The sequence below is a fragment of the Methylomonas subterranea genome (assembly GCF_024505185.1).
GTDB lineage: Bacteria > Pseudomonadota > Gammaproteobacteria > Methylococcales > Methylomonadaceae > Methylomonas > Methylomonas subterranea.
Map to the genome: position 1 here is coordinate 26,687 of NZ_JANIBJ010000001.1, position 15,742 is coordinate 42,428.

Annotated in this window: 18 protein-coding genes; 3 read left to right on the forward strand and 15 right to left on the reverse strand. The window is 56.1% G+C overall.

What is annotated here, in order from left to right; all coding sequences use genetic code 11:
* Positions 1–477 precede the first annotated feature (477 nt).
* Complete coding sequence (locus NP590_RS00150) at positions 478–2,880, reverse strand: EAL domain-containing protein (RefSeq protein ID WP_256600100.1); 2,403 nt, start codon at positions 2,878–2,880, stop codon at positions 478–480.
* A gap of 455 nt (positions 2,881–3,335) precedes the next feature.
* Here NP590_RS00150 and NP590_RS00155 point away from each other — a divergent pair, with 455 nt between their 5' ends.
* Positions 3,336–3,632, forward strand: a complete 297-nt coding sequence (locus NP590_RS00155) for a hypothetical protein (RefSeq protein WP_256600103.1) — start codon at positions 3,336–3,338, stop codon at positions 3,630–3,632.
* Positions 3,633–3,686: 54 nt separating this feature from the next.
* On the opposite strand, the gene NP590_RS00160 is transcribed toward NP590_RS00155, so the two are convergent.
* The 6 genes from NP590_RS00160 to NP590_RS00185 are packed head-to-tail and all read right to left on the reverse strand — an operon-like array spanning position 3,687 to position 7,582.
* A complete protein-coding gene (locus NP590_RS00160; protein WP_256600104.1) occupies positions 3,687–4,943 on the reverse strand; it encodes a (Fe-S)-binding protein in 1,257 nt (418 codons plus the stop codon).
* 1 nt (position 4,944) lies between these two features.
* The gene (locus NP590_RS00165) at positions 4,945–5,388 is read right to left on the reverse strand and encodes a hypothetical protein (protein ID WP_256600105.1); all 444 of its coding nucleotides are present in this window, start codon (positions 5,386–5,388) and stop codon (positions 4,945–4,947) included.
* 9 nt (positions 5,389–5,397) lie between these two features.
* Positions 5,398–6,366 (reverse strand): DUF364 domain-containing protein, encoded by a 969-nt coding sequence (locus NP590_RS00170; RefSeq protein ID WP_256600106.1) that lies wholly within the window; start codon positions 6,364–6,366, stop codon positions 5,398–5,400.
* A gap of 8 nt (positions 6,367–6,374) precedes the next feature.
* Positions 6,375–6,752 carry a hypothetical protein gene (locus NP590_RS00175; RefSeq protein WP_256600108.1) on the reverse strand — a complete coding sequence of 126 codons (378 nt, stop codon included), beginning with the start codon at positions 6,750–6,752 and terminating at the stop codon, positions 6,375–6,377.
* The gene (locus NP590_RS00180) at positions 6,749–7,255 is read right to left on the reverse strand and encodes a hypothetical protein (RefSeq protein ID WP_256600109.1); all 507 of its coding nucleotides are present in this window, start codon (positions 7,253–7,255) and stop codon (positions 6,749–6,751) included. The genes NP590_RS00175 and NP590_RS00180 overlap by 4 nt, the downstream gene beginning before the upstream one ends.
* A gap of 3 nt (positions 7,256–7,258) precedes the next feature.
* On the reverse strand, positions 7,259–7,582 hold the full coding sequence (locus NP590_RS00185) for a (2Fe-2S) ferredoxin domain-containing protein (protein ID WP_256600110.1): 324 nt from the start codon (positions 7,580–7,582) through the stop codon (positions 7,259–7,261).
* 203 nt (positions 7,583–7,785) lie between these two features.
* Here NP590_RS00185 and NP590_RS00190 point away from each other — a divergent pair, with 203 nt between their 5' ends.
* A complete protein-coding gene (locus NP590_RS00190; protein WP_256600111.1) occupies positions 7,786–8,403 on the forward strand; it encodes an NYN domain-containing protein in 618 nt (205 codons plus the stop codon).
* Positions 8,404–8,423: 20 nt separating this feature from the next.
* Here NP590_RS00190 and fdxB read toward each other — a convergent pair whose 3' ends face one another.
* The 6 genes from fdxB to nifE form a co-directional block, all read right to left on the reverse strand.
* Complete coding sequence (gene fdxB / locus NP590_RS00195) at positions 8,424–8,741, reverse strand: ferredoxin III, nif-specific (RefSeq protein WP_256600112.1); 318 nt, start codon at positions 8,739–8,741, stop codon at positions 8,424–8,426.
* A 10-nt stretch (positions 8,742–8,751) separates the two neighbouring features.
* Entirely contained in the window at positions 8,752–8,967 is a 216-nt protein-coding gene (locus NP590_RS00200; protein ID WP_256600113.1) for a CCE_0567 family metalloprotein, read from the reverse strand.
* Between the two features lie 11 nt (positions 8,968–8,978).
* Entirely contained in the window at positions 8,979–9,452 is a 474-nt protein-coding gene (locus NP590_RS00205) for a NifX-associated nitrogen fixation protein (protein ID WP_256600114.1), read from the reverse strand.
* A gap of 72 nt (positions 9,453–9,524) precedes the next feature.
* Positions 9,525–10,010 (reverse strand): nitrogen fixation protein NifX, encoded by a 486-nt coding sequence (gene nifX, locus NP590_RS00210; protein WP_256600115.1) that lies wholly within the window; start codon positions 10,008–10,010, stop codon positions 9,525–9,527.
* Positions 10,001–11,398, reverse strand: coding sequence for a nitrogenase iron-molybdenum cofactor biosynthesis protein NifN (gene nifN, locus NP590_RS00215; protein WP_256600116.1), 1,398 nt, complete (start codon positions 11,396–11,398; stop codon positions 10,001–10,003). Before nifN ends, nifX begins: the two co-directional genes overlap by 10 nt.
* Positions 11,399–11,400: 2 nt before the next feature.
* Positions 11,401–12,906 carry a nitrogenase iron-molybdenum cofactor biosynthesis protein NifE gene (gene nifE, locus NP590_RS00220; protein ID WP_256600117.1) on the reverse strand — a complete coding sequence of 502 codons (1,506 nt, stop codon included), beginning with the start codon at positions 12,904–12,906 and terminating at the stop codon, positions 11,401–11,403.
* A gap of 215 nt (positions 12,907–13,121) precedes the next feature.
* On the opposite strand from nifE, the gene NP590_RS00225 reads away from it, so the two are divergent.
* Positions 13,122–13,982 carry an aldo/keto reductase family protein gene (locus tag NP590_RS00225; RefSeq protein WP_256600118.1) on the forward strand — a complete coding sequence of 287 codons (861 nt, stop codon included), beginning with the start codon at positions 13,122–13,124 and terminating at the stop codon, positions 13,980–13,982.
* A gap of 41 nt (positions 13,983–14,023) precedes the next feature.
* On the opposite strand, the gene arsS is transcribed toward NP590_RS00225, so the two are convergent.
* Positions 14,024–15,004, reverse strand: coding sequence for an arsenosugar biosynthesis radical SAM (seleno)protein ArsS (gene arsS / locus NP590_RS00230; protein ID WP_256600120.1), 981 nt, complete (start codon positions 15,002–15,004; stop codon positions 14,024–14,026).
* Positions 15,005–15,008: 4 nt separating this feature from the next.
* Positions 15,009–15,656 (reverse strand): DUF3047 domain-containing protein, encoded by a 648-nt coding sequence (locus NP590_RS00235; protein WP_256600121.1) that lies wholly within the window; start codon positions 15,654–15,656, stop codon positions 15,009–15,011.
* Between the last annotated feature and the right edge of the window lie 86 nt (positions 15,657–15,742).

Consider the following 15,742-nt stretch of genomic DNA (forward strand, 5'->3'; position numbering starts at 1 on the left):
CGAATCGGGATTTATTAACAATAGATCCATGTGCCTTTATAACGCGCAAAAAATAGGGTTTACTGAAAAAAAAGCTAAAACCGAAGCGCTAATTTTTTCAGATAGTTCTTCCGTGTAATCTTTAACCATGACCGTAGATGGATCAGTAATAAGACAAAGTGGAATTATAGCTATTTAGTCGCTGATTCTGCCGAGTAACAGGACTGGCAACAAGTGGAGCCACGGATTCATGGAGTACTCAATGAACAGAACTGCCAGATTTTCACGTGGCTGGACGTAAAATTGCTGTCTTAAGAGTTAGTCTGAGAGTCATCGTGGGAGCGAGGCACAGTCGCGATTTGAAAGGCCTTAATCGCGACTGTGCCTCGCTGTAACGGACTGCTTTTCATAGCCGGGGTAATGCCGAGCACTGATGAGCTTTACCTTGAAGGATCGGGAACAGCGCCGACTGCGGCCAAGTGGACAAGCGCCAACGCGCTAGCGTTGGGCCGTAGCCGAGTGCAGATGCCGGCTTAACTGCCCGGCCGGCAGCGGGTAACAGAAATAGTAGCCCTGGCCTTCCTGGCAACCTTCGCGCCGCAGAATTTCAAGCTGGCCCTGGGTTTCCACGCCTTCCGCGATGGTGCGCATTTCGAAGCCTTTTGCCAACTGGATGATGGAACGAACGATGGCAAGATCGTGGCTGTCTACTTCCAGATTACGGATAAACGAACCGTCGATTTTCAGTTTGTCGACCCGAAACCGCTTCAAGAACGCCAGACTGGAGTAGCCGGTGCCGAAGTCGTCGATCGACAAGGTGAAATGCAGGGTTCTGAATTTCTGCATGATGTCCAGGATGTAGTCCACTTCCTGCAGCATGATGGCTTCGGTGAGTTCCAGCTCGATATATTGGGGGTCGAGATCGTGTTGCTCGGCCAGACCGGTAATCATTTTGATGATGTCGCCGCGCTTGAAATGCAGCGCAGATAAATTGACGCCGACCCGCACCGGCGCATAGCCCTGCTGTTGCCAAGCCTTCGCCTGTCTGCAGGCTTCGCTGATCACCCATTCGCCGATCGGCACGATCTGTCCGGTCTGTTCGGCGATCGGAATAAACTTGTCTGGCAGCAACAGGCCGCGCTCCGGATGGTTCCAGCGTACCAGCGCCTCAATGCCCACCAGTTGCAAGGTGTTCAGGTCGAATTGGGGTTGGTAATGCAGGACAAACTGCTGCTTGAGCAAAGCCTCCGCCAAACCGTTGCGCATGCGCAGACGTTCCATGGCGTCGATATTCATCTTGTCGGTATAAAACCGGTAAGTATTGCGGCCGCTGTCCTTGGCGTGATACATGGCCGCGTCCGCCAGCTTTAATAGCGTGTCGAAATCGTCGCTATCGACGGAATGCAGCGCAATGCCGACGCTGGCGGTCGATGTCAGCCGGTATTGCTCGATTTCAAACGCTTCCGCCAGATGGTTGAGGATATTTTGCGCGACCATGGAAATGGAGTGAGAATCCGGCATGTCCGACAGCACGACAACAAATTCGTCGCCGCCCAGGCGGCAGACCGTATCGATTTCCCGCACATTGGCTTCCAGGCGCTTGGCCACGGCAATCAGCAGGCGGTCGCCTATTTCATGCCCGAGCGTATCGTTGATGTTTTTAAATTGATCCAGATCCAGATACAACAGCGCCACGGAGCCGGCATCGCGCCTATGGGTGATGCCGACCGCCTGATCGAAGCGGTCGCGCAGCAGCAGGCGGTTAGGCAACTTGGTCAGCGGGTCGTGATAAGCCAGGAAGGTCAGCATGGCCTCGTCGGCCTTGCGTTTGGAAATGTCGCTGAAAATGGCCACATAGTTGCATAGGGTGCCGTCGCTATCGTGTACCGAGCTGATATTGAGCCATTTTGGGTAAATTTCGCCGTTTTTGCGTTTGTCCCAGATCTCGCCGTGCCAATTGCCCTCATGCAGGATATGCCGCCACATGTCTTCGTAAAACACTTTGTCGTGCTGGCCGGAGGCCAGAATGCGGGGATTGTGCCCGGCCACCTCATTGAGCGAGTAGCCGGTTATTTGCGTGAAGGCGTCATTGACGTAAACGATATCGTTGCACTGGTCGCTGATCAGCACCGCCTCATCGCTGTTGGCCAATACCTTGCTCATCAAGCGGCCCTGCCGCTCGTTTTCCAGCCGGTCGGTAATTTCCTGACCTTGCGTGATCAGGGCCTTGCGGCTGCCGTTGGCTTCGAAAATGGGGGTTTTGACGATTTCAAACACTCGGTTTTGCTGGGAGTTGCCGCCGTTGGGCGCGATGGTCAAAACCATTTCCACCGCCAGGCCGGTCTGCCAGGCCTGTTCGTCGTTTTGCGTGCTGGTTTCAAAATGATGGCGGCATTGCGGGTCGCAAAGCGCGACCAGTTCGCTGCAGGTCTTGCCTTGCCAGGGTTTGCCGATCAGACCGAACAATTCCAGGCAGGCGTTGTTGGCGATTTGCCAGCGGCTATGGCCATCCTTCAGCGTCACCAGATTGCGGGTGGTATTGATCAACAGGAAAAAATTTTCTTCGTTGACAAAGGTGGCGGGTTTGCCGACTTGACCTATGAAGCGATAGCCTTGGCCGTATTCGGTTTTTATCAATAATTCGCTGCCCGGGCTGGTTTTGCGCAGCGTCGATTTCAAAATCGACAGGCAACGGGAAATGCTTTCATCGGACGTGGGAGCACCGTTCCAGACCTTGGTGATCAGCTCTTCCTTGGATACCCGCGTGCCGGCCTGCTTGACCAGTTCCAGCAGCATCTTGAATTCCTTGGGGTGCAAGCTAACGGGCTTGCCGGCAAAAGACAGGCCTAGCTCGCTGTCGATTACAAAGCCGTAAAAGTCGGCGTGAAATTGGTCTTCCATGGCTTATTGTTCCTCGGGCGCGGCGCGGCGGATGTTGGCGGGGTTATCGGTGTGACGGTAGCGGATGGTATAAAGCACTAGCCTGCAAATGTACAGTTAAAAATGACGGCGCAAGATACCAACACTTGGCGCGTAAATCCTTACGGAAATTTGTAAAACGTTGCCCGAGCGCGGGCGGGGAACACGCCTGCCAAACCAGAGCGTGCCGCCGATTGCCGAATCTGGCGTTTTGCGGTGCGCCGGCGGGAATTGTTCGCCGGTTGGCGGTTTTGCTACAAAATGGCCTAAAACCCACTATAAAAAAGAGGGTTTAGTAAAAACAGCATGAAATTCAATGCTTTGCGATTATGATAAGTGGCATTCTAATTGCTAAATGGCAAGTGCCGGCTCGGGATGCGCTGCGGAATAAGCGCCAGCCCCGTGGCGGCTATTTTTTCTCGTCGTGAGGTGTTGATATGTTTGAAATCATTGTGTTGTCCATGTTGCTGGTATTGTTTGCATCATGTTTGTATACCCCGTTCTCCAATTGCCTGGCCTACTTTATCCGGTCCGGTTCACGCCAGAGCGGCTCCTCGGTAGAACCCGACATGCAGGCGGGCAAATCCGCGGAGAGTCATACGTTTTTGACCTATTTGAAAAGCGAAGTGGAAGCTGAGTTGTTTCCGCGTCCGACTGACTCGGTATTGCGCAGGCATTACGATGCCCTAGTGGCGGCCGAACTGCAAAATCGGCTGGCGTTAATGGCTGAATAGCGTGGGCGGGCGGGTTTGCCGGCAGGGACGCCGCAAACCGTTATAGAGCAAGTTTCAATTCAGGGCGTCGGCCAGCAAGCGAATGGGGTGCTGGATGATTTGCCCGTTCAATTCCGGCGCGGCATTCAAAAAACACATACAGCCGAAATTGCCGCTGACCACTCTTTGGGCGGCGGAGGCGGTAATAGCCCGCACCTTCAGGCTTCTCAAGGCTTCGGCATTGTCCGGATGCGTCAGCATATAACTACCGCCGGCCCCGCAACATAGCGGGTTGTCCGCCAGCGGCACAACCGTCAAGCCGGGGATTTTTGCCAACAAGGCGTAAACCGTCTGTTGATTTTTCAAGACGTTACGCTGGCTGCAGGGTTCGTGCACGGCCAACGTGGTATCGGCCGCGGCTTTCAATTTTAGGTCGTCCGGCCAGTGCCGCAATATAAATTCATGTATGTCGGCCAGACGGCCGCCGAACAAGCGCGCGGCTTCCTGGTCGTCGTCCGCCCGGTATTCGCTCAACATGGCGCCGCAGCCCGTCGCCGCATGAATGACGGCATCGACGGGCAGGGCGTTGAACACCCGCAGATTGTGGCTTATCAAGCCGGCGGCGGATTGGCCGTTGTGTTGGTGTATGGCGCCGCAACAGCCTTGTTGCGGCGGCACAAGGACGTCGAAACCGATGGCGTTCAGCAGTTTGATGGCGGCCAGCAAGGTTTCGCGGTCGAATTGCTCGGCAACGCAACCGGTAAACAAGGCTACGTTGCCTCGGCGGTTTGCGGTAGTTGGGTAAAAGGGCTTCAAAGCCGTCAAGGCGGGCTTGGCGAGTAGCGCTTCGGCGGCAGCCAGGCGTAATTTTCGCGGCAGGCCGGTTTTACGGACGGGCTGGCGCAGGCCGGAATGCAGATAAAGACTCAGCAGCGGCATCAGGCGCTTGCGCCAGGTTTTATGTTCTATCAGACGGAAGGCCAGCCGCGCCAGCCGCTTGGGAGGCTGGCGCAGCTTGGCCTGGGCTTGGTCGAACAGTTCGCCGTAAGCCATGCGGCTGGGGCAGACCGGTTCGCAAGCCCGGCATTGCAGGCAATTGTTCAGGTGCCGCAGCTCTTCATCGCCGACCGGCTGATTTTCCAGCAATAGCTTGCTTATGGTGCGTATGCGCCGGCGCGGAGTTTCTTCGTCGGTTTGAAACAGTTTAAAGGTCGGACAAGCGCCGACGCACATGCCGCAACGCATGCAGTCGGCCGCCTCCGGAATGTAAGGGCCGCCGACGGGTTGACCGGCTTCGCCGCTGTTGAAATCCATGTCCATGAAGTCGAACATGTCAGCCCTCCATCATTTTTACGTAAGCCCGCCGCAGCAGCTCCATTTCGGCCGGCGGCCGGCCGCGCAGTTCGGGTAGAGTGCGCATGCGGCATTCCCGGTTTTGCATCAATCTATGCGGCGGGTCCAGCAAGGTGAAGCGGGCCATGTGCACCATGACGATGCCGCCGGGGGTATCGATCTGCTCGCAAAAGCCCGCTTCGGCGCGCAACAAGTCGTTGTCGAATTCTAGCAGGCGGTTGATTTGATTGACCAGCACGGAAGGGTGAATACTGACCTTGGCTGCCGAAAACTCCTCTTCCTCCAGCGGACTGGACAAGGCCGGCAAGGCGTCCGGAAAGCAGACGCTGCCGTTTGCCTGTTGGGCAAACATCACCAGGGCACTGATGTCGCCCTTGTACATCAACAGCAGGCGATGCCGGGCAAAGTCGTTGGGGTCGCTCATAAATTCAATTTATACCGGCTTGCCGCCGTGGCGATCCCACAACACTTTATAGCTGCTGTCCAGGCGCGACAGGCGGGCGTCTACCCGCTCCAGCAGTTGGGTTTTGGCGAAACGCTGGCTTTGGCCGCCGGCATACCAGCTTTCCATCTGTTGTTTAAGTTGACTGCGTTCAGATGCGCAGTCGGCAATCTGTTGCTTCAACCAATTCAGGCTGGTCGATGGCGTCAGTTCGGCAATGCGGTAACGCAGGCCCTGGCTGAAGATTTTTACCCCGCCGCCTTGGGCCGCCGTGTGGTAGAGGGCGTTGGGGTCGGTAATTTCCACGCCGGCCAGATAATCGACACCGAACTCATGCAGTTGCGGCAGCCAGGGCACCGTGGGGCCCATCAAGACGGTTTTGGCGTGACCGGCCAGTTCGGCCAGACGCGGGAAAGTTTTATTGGGGATGGAAGAGGCGGTCAGAAACACCCAGTCCGCGTTCGGCAACAGGAATTCGCAGGCGGAATCCGGCAGATCGTCGGCGGCCGGCTGCTTTTCCAAAACGCTCAGCTGCATTAAATCCTGATAACGTTCTATGCCGGGGTAGCGGCCGATTACCACCACCTTTTTATGATGCAGTTGCGGTAGAAAATAATCGAACACGGCCAGATTGGCATGCTCGGGATCGGCTGGCAGGGCCACGGATTCCGGCAGCGGCCGACTGTTGATACAGCTATTGATCGCCGCCATGGCCACTGTTGCTTGATAGGGGTTCCAGTCTAGAATCCAGGCCGCCAGATCGGTAATCGGCTTGCCGGTCAGGCTGCCGGACCAGGATAGGGTGCGGGTGGCGTGGCCGGGGCTCATAGCCAGGCCGATCCCGCTCTGATCCCGGGTTTTACACAGTGTCCACACCAAGCCTATCATCAGGTTGTCGACCACCGCTTCGCTGCTGCAGTGGTCCAGTAACAGTTCGTATACATGCTTGGGATTGGCCATGACGCTACCTATTCGGGAATGTCGAGCAATTTGGCTTCGGTTTTGATGTTGTCCTGTTGACCCCAGGCGTTGATGGCTTCAACGAAGTATTGCTTTTTGCCGGGGTGGGGCCGGACTACATCGTATTCGGCATAGAAACTGCCGTCGCCGTGAAATTTGATCTGGCCGACGCGCTGTTTGCCGCCGTTGTACCAGTAGCCGACCAAATCCTGGCTTTGCGTAAACGGATCGGTCACCAGACTGAATTCGGCGGCATCGAAGTCTGGCGTAGCGATTTGGCTTGCCGGCGTAAAACCCAGCTTGGCGATGTTGTCGGCCATGCGCCGGCAAACCGCCATGCCGAAGTCGCGCTTGGCGGCGATAAGTTGTTCCAGGGCTGCCGTCATGCGGCCTCCGGCTCCAAAGCGGCGGACAATTGCATGATCACCGACGCGCCGGACTTGTCTTGCGGATCCAGCACTGCCATCGCCGCCAAAACGGCACGGGCTTCGTCGGCCAGATCCTGGCGCAGTTTGATGAAGGCCAGCGCTTTCAGGGTATACAGATAAAACAGAGCAGTGTCGCTGGCATACATATCCCATTCGCCGGCTTGGCCGGCGAGTTGGCGGAAATCGGCCGGAAAATTGCCTTGCCGCGCGGCTTGATCCAAACCGGCCAGCACTTCGCGTTCGGCTTCCTGCAAACGGCCTTGGTAAAAATAAAACTTGTACAAGGCGAAATAGGTTTGCAGGCAGTTGGGGTCGAGTTGCTGGGCCTGTTTGAACAGTTTTTCCGCCAGCGGTTTTTCGGCATGGCTGGCCGCCACCGCCTGTTGCAGCAATTGGTTTACCGCCTCGGGCAAGTTGGGGCTGAACAGCACCCGTTCTTCAAAGATCAGTCTTGGCGTCATGGCTTACCAGACCTCGGGCGGTACGACCAGCGACGCAACCGGCGCACCGCCCAGCAAATGCTGTTCGATGATGGTTTTGACGTCGTCCTTGCCGACCTTGCCGTACATGACGCCTTCCGGATAGACCAGTACGCTGGGACCCATCATGCAAGGGCCCATGCAGCCGGTGTTGGTCAGGGCGATTTTCTCGAACAGGTTACGGCTTTGGATTTCATTCATGAATTCATTCATGACCTCGGCGCAACCGCTGGCCGCGCAGGAACCGCGCGGGTGGCCCTGCGGGCGGTTTTGAGTACAGACGAAGACGTGTTTTTTTGGGCGTGGCATGATTAATCTCCTTAAACTTAATACGTTATGGCTATTTGATCGATAGCAAGTGTTACTTTTTAACGCTAGGGTTAAATGGCTTTTTCCCTAGAGCAAATACTGTTAGAATTACAACCGTTAAACGAAAAAAACGGTCGCCATGTGTGCCACAATCCAAGTTAGCTTCGGCTACGCGCACATCCGCGACCACCTTTTCTGAGCTTATGCGAAATTACGCCATCCTCATTGATGCCGGTTTTCTTAAACGGAAACTCGGTTCCAAAGAATCTCCAGTTACAGCGAATAAAATCATCGATTTTGTCGATAGGATTACTCGGCACGAGAGACTTCACAACTTGGTGCTGCACAGAGTTTATTACTACGACGCGCCACCTATAATGGATGTTATCGAAAATCCCTTGTCTAAACAGCGAGTTAATTTGGGGCAGACTGAAATGGCAAAAACCAACAAGGCTTTACTTGATCATCTGTCCAGAGCGCCGTTTTTTGCGCTTCGGTTGGGTGATGTTGCCATGCGGGGATGGAAGGTCCCTCAACGTGTACTCAAAAATGGCGATGTCACCGGTATAGCTAGCGTTTCGGCAAACGACATTCAACCCAACATCATGCAAAAAGGTGTCGATATGCGGATCGGTTTGGATATAGCCTCCCTGACGTTGAAAAAGCATATCGACATCGTCGTTCTTGTTACTGGCGACAGTGATTTTGTCCCCGTAATGAAATTTGCCCGCAAGGAAGGCGCCCAATTATTCCTGATTACCTTGAATCATTCCGTCAAAGAAGCATTGATTGAGCATTCGGATCTAATTCTGGAAATTTAGTGTTCCGTCGCGCATAAAAATCAAGCCGCCACCTTATGCTGATGCGTAAAACAATCCTTGGGGCAAACCTTGGAACAGGCCTCGCACCCTATGCAATCGGCGCCGTTTTTAATGCTCATCACCATGCTGTTATCGTCATCGTCTTCAAAGTCGCCGTAGTCGTCGCCGAAATCCTCGGCCGACAGCACTTCGTCTTTTTCCACCAGATCGAATACATCACGCGGGCAGACCTTGAAGCAACGGCCGCAGCCTATGCAACTGCGCTGGTTGATATTGCTGACGTATGACGGCGTCCAGATTGTGCCGCCGAAGGTGGTACCGGTTACAAATTCGCTCATCTTCGTATCCTCAAGCAGTTTCCGCGGAGGCCGCCAGAAACTTCCGATTGGCCTCGTCCCAGGCCTTGCAGGCCTCGTAAGTGTTCTGGGCCACGGCTAGCAATTCGCCGTAGGCGTCCGGCAGGCGGTCCTCGATCAGGTCGTGCAGTTCCATCGCGGCCTCGCCGGCTAGACGCTTGGTTTTTTTGACTTCCTTTTCCAGTTTCTTCAGTTCTTCGTCAGTCATGAGATTTCTCCTCAGGCTTCCGCTACTTCTTTGAATTGTTCGATCAGCGCAACGGCTTTTTCAATCACGGCTTCGGTCTTGACGGATAAGTCTTCCAGGCTGGGAAAGCCGAAGCGGTGCACGTCGCGCAGGGTTTTATCCACCACGATCAACTTGCCGACCAGCACAAACGCCCGGCCGAAACCTTCGTGGGTGATGTTGATGACCGGCACGGCCATCTTGCCGGAACGTTTTTCCACCAATGACGCGATGCTGTTGTAATAGGCCTTGACGCGGGCCAAAGTGATCTCATCCGGGTCGCCGATGATGGGGATTTCACGCTTGCGTTCCTTGGTCATCACCAGCGGGTCGATGATTTTTTCATCCGACCAGCCTTCGTAGGTGTCGTAGGTGTCAAGCGCGCGCAGTTGCTTGAGCATTTCCTGAACGACGGGTGAAGTCATGAAGGGGTCGCCGGTTTCCACGGCTAAAGCTGCTTGGGACATGGTGTTCTCCTGTGTGTTGAATTCTGCGGTTGGTGTTGCCGTTGCAACGGTATATCGGCGGTGCGGGGCTGCTTATTCGTCCCAGCCTTCCTGCTCCATTTCATCGAAACGTTGCGGATCGGGACCCTTGTTCTGGTTGATGGCCTTGGCCAGCCAACTGGACGGCCCGGCCTTCATTTCAGCTTGCAAGTCGCTGAGCAAATCCTTGATGGTGCTGCCTTCGTGGACCTTGATCGGCTGTATGCCCTGAGCGATGATTTGTTTGATCGCCGAAGCGCCGACGGCTTGGCAATACACCGCCGCGCAGCCGTCCAACAATTGCAGCTTCACCGACAGTTTGTCTTCGTTGCCGTCTTGCGCGAGTTCGCCGAATTGGGCGGCTTCTATCAGCTCAACCTGTTCCGGGTTCACGGCATATACCGCGAACGATTTGGCGGAACCGAAGTGCTGATTGACATGCACCATGTCGGTGGTGGCGAATGCGACTTTGATGGCTGTTTCCATCGGTATCTCCTGTTCGGATTGATGCACGACCTGCATGCGGCGGGTTAATGACATGACGGCGAGCAGGCTGGACGTTCGGATTCGGGTTTTTGCGCGTACGGCGAGTAATACGGCTCTATCTCTTCATGGGCGAAATTGATCACCAGATTGGCCAGATCGAACAGGGTCTGGCGGGTGCCGCGATAACCTATCCAGGTTTTTTGATAGCCGCCGATCACATCGTAGAGCGGAAAGCCGATACGCAGAATGGGGATGCCCAGGCGTTCGGCGCTGGCGACGGCGTGCGAGTTGCCTATCAGCAGTTGCGCCTTGCGCTCCTTGGCCATTACTTCCAAATCTTCCAGGTCGCCGATTTTGATGCTGTCCACCGGTGCGGTTGCCAGTACCGGCGTGTTGCCGGCGGCGATGGCGGTTACGACTTCGCAGCCCATGCCGTGCACCAGATGAATCAGGGCATTAAGCTGGTCGGGATCGGCGGCGATGGCTACCCGCAGTTGGCCGAGCATGAAATGGGTATCCAGCATGGCATCCTGCAATTGGGCCCGTTGCCGCTCGACTTTTTGCGGTACCGGCATTTCGCTGATGTCGGTCAGGGCCTGCACCAGCGCATCGTTGGCTTGCAGGCCATACAGGTGATCGAAATAATGGCTAGGCACGCCGGTTTTTTCCTGCAACAGTTCGCCGGATTTACGCAGGGATGCGCCGATAACCAAGGTAGCCCGGGCTTCGCCCAATGTGGCCAATTCCGAAACCGGCGTGCCGCCGATGGTGACGGGGGAAAAGTCGTCGTCGGTCAGGCTGCCGTCCAGGGAGTCGGATAAATCCGGCACCAGTACCGGCCGTAAATTGAATTGTTCGATTAAATCGCGCAGCGCTTCCAGATCGCCCGGTGTCAACATCGGGCTGGCCAGTACGTTGACCTGCCGTTGGCGGTTGCCGGGTTTGCTGCCGGCGCTGGCGGCGTCCGGCACCAAATCCTTAATAATTTCGTACAGAGTGGCGGCATAGCCGGTCTCCACGCAGCCGGTGAAATCCGGGGTGTTCACGGCTACCACGGCGACATGGTTGTATTCCGGATATTTGACCCGGAACTCGCGAACGTTACGGTGCACGTCGCAACCTTGGGTTTCGGCCAAGCCGGTGGTCAATACCGCGATCAGGGCCGGTTTGGACTTTTCGGCGATATTCTTGATGCCTTCGACCACGTTTTCATCAGCGCCCAATACCGAACTGGCCTGATCCATCGCCGTGGTTTGCAGCGGAATCGGCTCGCGAAAATGCCGGACGAAGAACACCTTGGCAAAGGCGGTACAGCCTTGCGAGCCGTGCAGCATCGGAATGGCCTTGTCGAAACCCAGGCAAGCCAGGGAACCGCCGGTGGGTTGGCTGGCTTTTAACGGGTTTACCGACAGGGCTTTGTTGCGTTTGACGATTTCGGCCATGGCTATGCCCCTGCTGCAACGACCGTCCCTTCTCCGTGAGGGAGAAGGTTAGGATGAGGGGGATCAAATAAGGCATTTTGCTGATTTATTTTCTCCTCACCCCAGCCCTCTCCAGCAGGAGAGGGGGCTTTTATACGCCAGGGCGGCGTGGCCCGCACGGCTTCCCAGACCGGACTTTCCAGGGTCAGGGCCAATTGCCGCACCAGTTCCAGCATACCCTGGTAGCCTTCGTAACCGAATTCGCGTTCCTGGTTGATATCCAGGAAGGGAATGCGGGCTTTCAATGCGGTATACATATTGCGGCCGCCGGCGATCAGAATGTCGGCTTTATAGTCAGCGACGACTTTTAGCAAGGCTTTCGGGCTGCCGTCTTCTATCATCAAGGTCTCTTCGCCCATCAATTCGCGGATGCGCGCCTTGTCTTCCTCGGTGGATTTTTTGGTGCCGGTGGCGACCACCACCATCCCGAGATCCTGCAGCGCCGAAATGACCGACCAACTTTTTACGCCGCCGGTAAACAACAATACCCGTTTACCTTTTAGCCGTTCTTTCCAAGGAGCCAAGGCTTGGCGGATGCGGTTTTCCTCGCGGGCGATGATGGCTTCGGTACGTTCGATTAAATCGGGATCGTTAATCACCCTGGCGAAATCGCGCAAAGCCTGGCTGGTGTCGGTGATGCCGTAAAAACTGCCCTCGAACCAAGGCGTGCCGTAGCTTTGTTGCAATTTACGCGCGACGTTGACCATGGCTTTGGAGCAGACCATCATGTTTACTTCGGCCTTGTGCATGGTCTGCACCTCGCGGAAACGGGCGTCGCCGGACAGGGTGCACAGCACGCGCAGACCCATTTCGTCCAGCAGCGGCAGCACGTGCCAGAATTCGCCGGCGATGTTGTATTCGCCGACCAGATTGACATCGTGCACCTTGATGCCGGGCCGTTCGGTGCCGGGCGGCAACGGATCGGGATCGCGGGTGCCGATCACATGCTTGACCATGGCGTCGCCGGCGATGCGGTTACCCAGGTTTTTGGTGCCGTAAAAGCCGGCGCAATCGATGGGTACCACCGGCACGCCCCAACGTTCGGCGGCGGATTTGCAGGTGGCGTTGATGTCGTCGCCCACCAAGGCGGGTACGCAGGTGTTGTAAATGAACACCGCCGGCGGGTTGTAGGTTTCTATGGCTTGTTTGATGGCGTGGAACAGGCGTTTTTCGCTACGCCCCATCACCACGTCCTGTTCGGTCAAATCGGTGGTCATGCCGATGCGATACAGCTCCGAACCGGAAGAACGGGTGCCGCGGTTATCCCAGGAAGAACCGGCGCAGGCAATGGGGCCATGGACGATGTGCGCCACGTCCGCAATTGGCAACAATGCGATCTGGGCGCCGTCGAACGCGCAACCGCCCGCCGCCGAACCCGGTTTCGGTTTGGCGCAGCCGGACTTTTCCTTCTTGTTATGCTCGCAGGCCGGTTCGTCCAGCAGTTCGGCAATATCTTTGGTCGATTTCATGGCATCACACCTCGCTTTTTGATAGTGACAAAGCAACCAATGTGCCAGCAGTTAAGATATTGAGTTTATTAGCTTTGTTTTAGTAAGGCTTTGTAGTAAATGCTACAAAGCCCTGGCGGTGGGCCGCAATGACGACATTGACGGAACAAATAGCCGACAATCGGCCCCCAGGCCGAATCTCGGTTACCATGAGGGGGAACTTTTTAGGAGGCCTTATGCAAGACGACGTTGTAATCAGTTCGGCCGGCGTAGCCATGCCCCGGCTTATTTACGGTACGGCCTGGAAGCGGGAAAGGACCGCCGAATGGGTGGCCCTGGCCCTGGAAACGGGCTTTCGCGGTATCGATACCGCCTGCCAGCCCAAGCATTATCATGAAGCCGGGGTGGGCGAAGCCCTGCATGCCGCATTCGAATTGGGCTTGGGGCGCGAGCAGATTTATCTGCAAACTAAATTCACCCCCCTCGGCGGACAGGACCCGCTGCAAATTCCCTACGACCCGCAAGCGCCTCTGCAGCGGCAGGTGGCGCAGTCCTTTGCAAAATCGCTGGACAATTTGCGCACCGGCTATCTGGACGGCCTGATATTGCATTCGCCGCTGGCCGATAAGGCGGAACTGATGACGGTCTGGCGGGCAATGGAGGATATTGTGCTGTCCGGCGGCGCGCGCCAGCTGGGTATCAGCAACTGCTACGATCCGGCGCTGTTCGAATTTTTATATCGGGCCGCCATCGTCAAGCCGGCGGTATTGCAAAATCGTTTTTACGCCGACAGCGGCTACGACGTGGAATTGCGCAAATTTTGCCGGGCGCATGGGGTCATTTATCAAAGTTTCTGGACCTTGACCGCCAACCCGAAATTACTGGCGCACCAGACCCTCAAGGCTTTGGCGCAACACTACCGGCGCGGCCCGGCGCAAATTCTGTTTCGCTACTTGACCCAGGTCGGCGTGGTCCCCTTGACCGGCACCACTTCCACGCAGCATATGCGGGACGATCTGGCGATTTTCGAGTTCGAACTGACAGCGGATGAATGCGCCGACCTGGAGCGTTTGCTAAGCCCGGCCGATCCGGCTTGACCTGGACGGTGGCCGCTTACGACGCACTATCGGCGCGGCTACTATTCATTTCGGCTTTGCGGGGCCAGGGCGCCGCCGCAACTGCTGCCCTGGCCGGCCGTGCAGCCGTAACAATGGGCCGCCGTGGCTATTGCAGCGCCATTTAAAGCCGCCGGATTCAATTCGCCGATATGCACCTTGGGTTTGGCAACTGCCGCCAGCGGCATGTCCAGCATCTGATTGAAGTCGCAATCGTAGACATGGCCTTGCCAATCGATGCTGATGGTATTCAAACACATCAAATTGTCCAGATTGTCGGCGCGGAAACTGTTTTTCAGCAAGGAAAGATAGGAATCGAACAGACCATGGCTGAGCAATATGCTGCCGAAACGTTGTATCGGCATATTGGCGATGGCGTACAGATGGTTGAAGACGATGCCGTAATGTTGTTGCAGATGCTGTTTGTAGGCTTGTTCCAGCTGTTGTTGGTCGGGCGGCAACAGCGGGCCTTGAGGATTGAACACCAGATTCAGTTGCAAGCCGCTGTCGGACTGGCCGTAACCCAGTCGATTGAGGCGCCGCAGCGCCGACAGGCTTTGTTTGAAAACGCCCTTGCCGCGTTGTTTGTCGACATTGTCTTCCAGATAGCACGGCAGGGAGGCCACGATCCTGACCCCTTGAGCGGCCAAAAAACCCGCCAGGTCTTCATGCCCCGGCGCTTCCAGTATGGTCAGGTTGCAGCGATCGATTACCTCGATGCCGCAATCGCGCGCGCCGCGCACCAGATAATGAAAATCGGCGTGCATTTCCGGCGCGCCGCCGGTCAAGTCCAGGCAGCGAATATGGGCGGCTGCCGCCAGGGCCAGAACCTGTTCCACGGTTTCCCGGCTCATCATTTCGGTACGCTTGGGGCCGGCGTTGACGTGGCAATGCAGGCAACTGAGGTTGCATAAGTAGCCGAGGTTGATTTGTAAAATTTCCAAGGGCCGGCGAAAAATGGCCGGGAAGTCACTGGCGGTCAAAAGAGGCTTGGTGTCGTACATGTGTTTAATCCTTGGAAAACCAGATGTCGCCGTAGTCGGCGGCTGCCCGGCCGCCGCTGTTATCGGTATCGGTCATGATGGCCACGGCATCGATGTTTTCTATATTTTCGCCGAACAGTTGCTTGAAATCGGTCCGGAGATTGCGTTTTTCGCGATGCCAGACCTTCGGCGGCGCTTCCGGGCCGCGCAAGGCCAGCATCATCACATGCTCGCCGGCAAAGGCGTTGGGCCAGATGCTGTCTTTTTGGCTGTTACCGGCCCAGACATAGTTGATGGCCCTGGTGCGCCAAAACGCCAGACCGCCCTTGACCACCACATACAGTCGCGCCGCGTAATCGTCGCCGGCCTTGCTTTGCTCGTTCAAACCGCTCAGCCGCTCTGCGATGCGCCACGACCAGTTCAACGTCGGTGTTTGGTTTAGATCGATGCTTTGTTCCTTGAACAAGCCGGAGCCGCTGGCATGACTGTCCGCGGTCAGCACCATCGTTCCTTCCAGGTTTTGTAGTCGATAGCGGGTTTCGCCCTTGAAGCTTTTGTGCTCCCAGCCGTCCAGGCGGTTTTGGCTGAAGGCGCCGATTACCAGGCTGTCCTCGGCACAGGCCGCACGCATAAGCAGCGGCGGGATCAAGGCTATCAATGCATATTTTGTCACGGGATATTCTCCAAGGTGCGCCCGGTCACCAATTGTCATTCAAGTTACTGTCTTTTACTCTGAAAGTAAAAAATCGGGCGGGTACG

Coding starts and splice junctions, on each gene's coding strand:
- NP590_RS00160 (WP_256600104.1), bottom strand. CDS start 4,943: ATGTTCGACTTCATGGACATGGATTTCAACAGCGGCGAAGCCGGTCAA.
- NP590_RS00200 (WP_256600113.1), bottom strand. CDS start 8,967: ATGACTGACGAAGAACTGAAGAAACTGGAAAAGGAAGTCAAAAAAACC.
- NP590_RS00170 (WP_256600106.1), bottom strand. CDS start 6,366: ATGGCCAATCCCAAGCATGTATACGAACTGTTACTGGACCACTGCAGC.
- NP590_RS00205 (WP_256600114.1), bottom strand. CDS start 9,452: ATGTCCCAAGCAGCTTTAGCCGTGGAAACCGGCGACCCCTTCATGACT.
- NP590_RS00180 (WP_256600109.1), bottom strand. CDS start 7,255: ATGACGCCAAGACTGATCTTTGAAGAACGGGTGCTGTTCAGCCCCAAC.
- NP590_RS00150 (WP_256600100.1), bottom strand. CDS start 2,880: ATGGAAGACCAATTTCACGCCGACTTTTACGGCTTTGTAATCGACAGC.
- NP590_RS00165 (WP_256600105.1), bottom strand. CDS start 5,388: ATGAGCGACCCCAACGACTTTGCCCGGCATCGCCTGCTGTTGATGTAC.
- NP590_RS00155 (WP_256600103.1), top strand. CDS start 3,336: ATGTTTGAAATCATTGTGTTGTCCATGTTGCTGGTATTGTTTGCATCA.
- NP590_RS00185 (WP_256600110.1), bottom strand. CDS start 7,582: ATGCCACGCCCAAAAAAACACGTCTTCGTCTGTACTCAAAACCGCCCG.
- nifN (WP_256600116.1), bottom strand. CDS start 11,398: ATGGCCGAAATCGTCAAACGCAACAAAGCCCTGTCGGTAAACCCGTTA.
- nifX (WP_256600115.1), bottom strand. CDS start 10,010: ATGTCATTAACCCGCCGCATGCAGGTCGTGCATCAATCCGAACAGGAG.
- NP590_RS00190 (WP_256600111.1), top strand. CDS start 7,786: ATGCGAAATTACGCCATCCTCATTGATGCCGGTTTTCTTAAACGGAAA.
- arsS (WP_256600120.1), bottom strand. CDS start 15,004: ATGTACGACACCAAGCCTCTTTTGACCGCCAGTGACTTCCCGGCCATT.
- NP590_RS00225 (WP_256600118.1), top strand. CDS start 13,122: ATGCAAGACGACGTTGTAATCAGTTCGGCCGGCGTAGCCATGCCCCGG.
- NP590_RS00175 (WP_256600108.1), bottom strand. CDS start 6,752: ATGACGGCAGCCCTGGAACAACTTATCGCCGCCAAGCGCGACTTCGGC.
- fdxB (WP_256600112.1), bottom strand. CDS start 8,741: ATGAGCGAATTTGTAACCGGTACCACCTTCGGCGGCACAATCTGGACG.
- nifE (WP_256600117.1), bottom strand. CDS start 12,906: ATGAAATCGACCAAAGATATTGCCGAACTGCTGGACGAACCGGCCTGC.